At 55.7% G+C, this 635-nt stretch carries 3 tRNA genes; all 3 read left to right on the forward strand.

Features of this window, described 5'->3' with window-relative positions:
• Positions 1-263: 263 nt before the first annotated feature.
• Positions 264-339: transfer RNA gene (locus AC1DH9_RS30370), tRNA-Glu, on the forward strand.
• A 2-nt stretch (positions 340-341) separates the two neighbouring features.
• Positions 342-417 (forward strand) — tRNA-Gly (locus AC1DH9_RS30375).
• 104 nt (positions 418-521) lie between these two features.
• Positions 522-597, forward strand: a tRNA-Glu gene (locus AC1DH9_RS30380).
• The last annotated feature ends 38 nt before the right edge of the window (positions 598-635 follow it).

The raw sequence follows: 635 nt of genomic DNA on the forward strand, positions 1-635 counted from the left end.
GCCTATATAGGTAATGTGTGGATGGGTGCACATTGCCATCATCTGCTGGAGGGGACTATAGCGCCTTGGCGAGTGACAGAATATAGGCGTCAAACCCCGGTCGGACGAAAACCCGGAATTGCCCCTTAAAGGGGGGCGAAGTCATTGATTTAAATAAATTTATAGTTGGGGGTTGACGACCCCTCAATCCATCCATAGAATGCGCGCCACTTACAGCGGAAAGCACACAGCGAAACGCGGTAGGGAGTGAATGTTGTACGTGTGTCCCCTTCGTCTAGTGGCCTAGGACACCGCCCTTTCACGGCGGTAACAGGGGTTCGAGTCCCCTAGGGGACGCCAWTGCGGGAATAGCTCAGTTGGTAGAGCACGACCTTGCCAAGGTCGGGGTCGCGAGTTCGAGTCTCGTTTCCCGCTCCAATTTTAAACGGCTTTGCTTTCGGGCAGGGCTGAGTGAAACCAGAACCAAGTCTTCGGATGCGGGTCTGGACACCGAAACACACACCATGTGTTCCGGGTAGCGTGTCCCCTTCGTCTAGTGGCCTAGGACACCGCCCTTTCACGGCGGTAACAGGGGTTCGAGTCCCCTAGGGGACGCCATTGCGGGAATAGCTCAGTTGGTAGAGCACGACCTTGCC

Source organism: Pseudomonas sp. 05T35 (assembly GCF_056396605.1).